This is a genomic window from Pseudomonas sp. 10-1B, from assembly GCF_000935045.1.
Taxonomy (GTDB): domain Bacteria; phylum Pseudomonadota; class Gammaproteobacteria; order Pseudomonadales; family Pseudomonadaceae; genus Aquipseudomonas.
In genome coordinates this window covers 1-3,182 of the sequence record NZ_JYKS01000096.1, presented here as the reverse complement: position 1 = coordinate 3,182, position 3,182 = coordinate 1, and the positions used below count along the sequence as shown (strand labels likewise).

Here is a 3,182-nt window from a genome sequence, read left to right as displayed (position 1 = left end):
CACCGGCAAAGCCGGTGCCTGCCACCGCGTCGCCCGCTTCGCGGCTAAAGCCGCTCCCACAGGGGCCGCGCCAGTTTCTGGAAACACTCCGCGACACAAGACCGCTCCTATAAAGATGCGCGTCCCCGTCCCAAGCTGCGACAATATTCCCATCACATCAACGTGACTTTCCCGTGCCCCCCCTACGTCAAGACTTTGGTTCGGGGCACTCCTGCCACCGGGCTGAGCGATGCCAGCGTACCGTGCTGCGCATTTCTGGACTTCCACCGTCCCATCACTTGAGGTAGCAAGCAAGATGGCCAAGGCCGCCGATGTCGTTGTGCAATGCCTGGAAAACGAAGGTGTCGAGTATGTATTCGGCATTCCCGGTGAGGAAAACCTCGACCTGCTGGAATCCCTGCGCAAGTCGAAGATCAAGCTGGTACTGACCCGTCACGAGCAGTCCGCAGGTTTCATGGCTGCCACCTACGGCCGCCTGACCGGCAAGACCGGCGTCAGCCTGTCGACCCTCGGCCCAGGTGCGACCAACCTGGTCACCGCCAGCGCCTACGCTTACCTGGGCGGCATGCCGATGATGATGATCACCGGCCAGAAGCCGATCAAGAAGTCCAAGCAGGGCCGCTTCCAGATCATTGACGTGTGCGGCATGATGGACCCCATCACCAAGTACACCCACCAGTTCGCCTCGGCCGACAACATCCCGGCGCGCATGCGTGAAGCCTTCCGCCTGGCCGAAGAAGAAAAGCCTGGCGCGGTACACCTGGAGCTGCCGGAAGACATCGCCGCCGAGCAGACCGACAGCTTGCCTATCCCGCCAAGCCTGCACCGCCGTCCGTTGGCCGAGCACAAGGCCATTGAAGCTGCCGTGCAGAAATTGCAGAACGCCCGCAACCCGATCCTGGTGATCGGCGCCGGTGCCAACCGCAAGATGACCGCCAAGGTCCTCAAGCAGCTGATCGACAAGACCGGTATCCCGTTCATCACCACGCAGATGGGTAAAGGTGTGGTCGACGAGCGCCACCCGCGCTTCCTGGGCAACGCCGCGTTGTCGTCGGGTGACTTCGTGCACCGCGCCGTCGAAGCCGCCGACCTGATCGTCAACATTGGCCATGACGTGATCGAGAAGCCGCCGTTCTTCATGGTCCGTGGCGGCACCGAAGTCATCCACATCAACTTCCGCTCCGCTGAAGTCGATGCGGTTTACTTCCCGCAGGTGGAAGTGATCGGTGACATCGCCAACGCCGTGTGGCAGATCAGCGAAGCGCTGACCGACACTTCGCACTGGGACTTCACCCGCCTGATGGCCATCCGTGAAGCCAACGAAGCCCAGATCGCCGAAGGTGCCGACGATGACCGCTTCCCGGTCTACCCGCAGCGCCTGGTCGCCGATATCCGTCGCGTGCTGCCGTCCGAAGGCATCGTTGCCCTGGACAACGGCATCTACAAGATCTGGTTCGCCCGTAATTACAAGGCGCACAAGCCGAACACCGTGCTGCTGGACAACGCCCTGGCGACCATGGGTGCCGGCCTGCCATCGGCCATGGCCGCGCACCTGGTGCACCCGGACCGCCCCGTGATCTCGGTATGCGGCGACGGCGGCTTCATGATGAACAGCCAGGAGCTGGAAACCGCAGTTCGTCTGGGCATGCACATCACCGTGGTGATCCTGCGTGACGATGGCTACGGCATGATTCGCTGGAAGCAGGCCAACATGGGCTTCACCGATTTCGGCCTGGACTACGGCAACCCGGATTTCGTCAAGTACGCCGAAGCCTACGGTGCCAATGGCCACCGCGTGGAAAGCGCCGAAGCCTTCCTGCCGCTGCTCGAGCACTGCATCAAGACCCCAGGCGTGCACGTGATCGACTGCCCGGTCGATTACAGCGAGAACGACCGCATCCTCAACAGCGAGCTGCGCGAGCGCGCGCTGGCGGTGTAAGGCGTAACGGCCTCATCGCTGCCAAGCGGCAGTCACAGGTATCTCACGATCCTCTGGCTGCCGCTTGGTGGTAATTAACAACCCCTTCACGGATCTCGCAATTGATCATTCTCAGGTTCTTCAACTCATGGAGAACACGAGAACATGACTATCGGATCGACACATAACCATCCCGCTGACCTCGCCATCGAGCCATCAGGCCCTGTCCTACCTTGGGCTGCGCGCTTCCCCAACCCGCCAGATCTCTGCTTCGACTACCGCCGTTTGATCGAGCAAGAGGGCGGAGTTGCACGTGTCACCCAGCCGGATCACCGGATCTGTATCGTCGGTGCTGGTGTTACCGGGCTAACTGCAGCTCGAGAATTGTTGCGCTGTGGTTTTACCCGCATCACCTTGATCGAGCAGTCCCAGCGTGTGGGCGGGCGGCACCTGACAGTGGTGAATAACAGCGGAAATCACAAGAAACCTGTAACCCCTTTCGAAATGGGGGCCATGCGCATGCCGTTCTTCAATAGAACTGGCGAATCCCCAAAAGACGGGCGCTCGCTTATGGCCTATTACGCCAAGCTGTTCAAACTACGTCTTTCCGATTTTCCAAATCCCGGGACACCTTGGGTAAATGCCACAGGCATATATCTTCGCGAGGGGCAGTTAGAGGGTGAAGAAGACCCTGCGCTGCTGGTTTGGCGTAATCCCGAAGGTAAGACACCACCTCCTACTGCGCTGCTTCAGCAGGTCTACGATAAATGGCGCTATTTTGCGGAGCAGTTCGCTGAACGCATCGCTACGGTTTATGGCACAGATAGCTGGGAATCGATGTGGTCGGCTATCGTCGAACGCTATCACAGATTGTCGTTTAGAGAGCTGGTGCATTTGCCCACTCTTACTGCTTGGGATCCCGCAAACCCTGGTGATTTTGGCGGCTTAGGCATGAGTAACGATGAGTCGGCCATCTTTTATGCAATCGGGATTGGTGATGGCAGCTGGGGAGCGTTTTATGACGTCTGCTGCTTGTACCCACTGCGTACAGCAGTATTTGGCTTCAGCAGCCACTTGCAGTTGGTACATGGGCGTGTTGATCAGGACGGTATGCCGTACGCTGCCCCGCATCTGGAAGCTAGCAGTGTGCCTGACAGTAAAGGGCTGATGTTTCAGGGGCCAGCTTATCTCGGGCTTGCGGCGATGGACGAAAGCCTTATGTTCCTGGACGACGGGATGTACGGTACCTCGCTATATGATCACC

At 59.4% G+C, this 3,182-nt stretch carries 2 protein-coding genes; both read left to right on the top strand.

The window, feature by feature from the left end; genetic code table 11:
• Nucleotides 1–295 precede the first annotated feature (295 nt).
• Nucleotides 296–1,939: an acetolactate synthase large subunit gene (locus TZ03_RS27820; RefSeq protein WP_051101526.1), complete on the top strand. Its 1,644-nt coding sequence runs from the start codon at nt 296–298 to the stop codon at nt 1,937–1,939.
• A gap of 144 nt (nt 1,940–2,083) precedes the next feature.
• Nucleotides 2,084–3,182: FAD-dependent oxidoreductase (locus TZ03_RS27815; RefSeq protein WP_051101525.1), on the top strand; the 1,099-nt coding region annotated here is incomplete at its 3' end.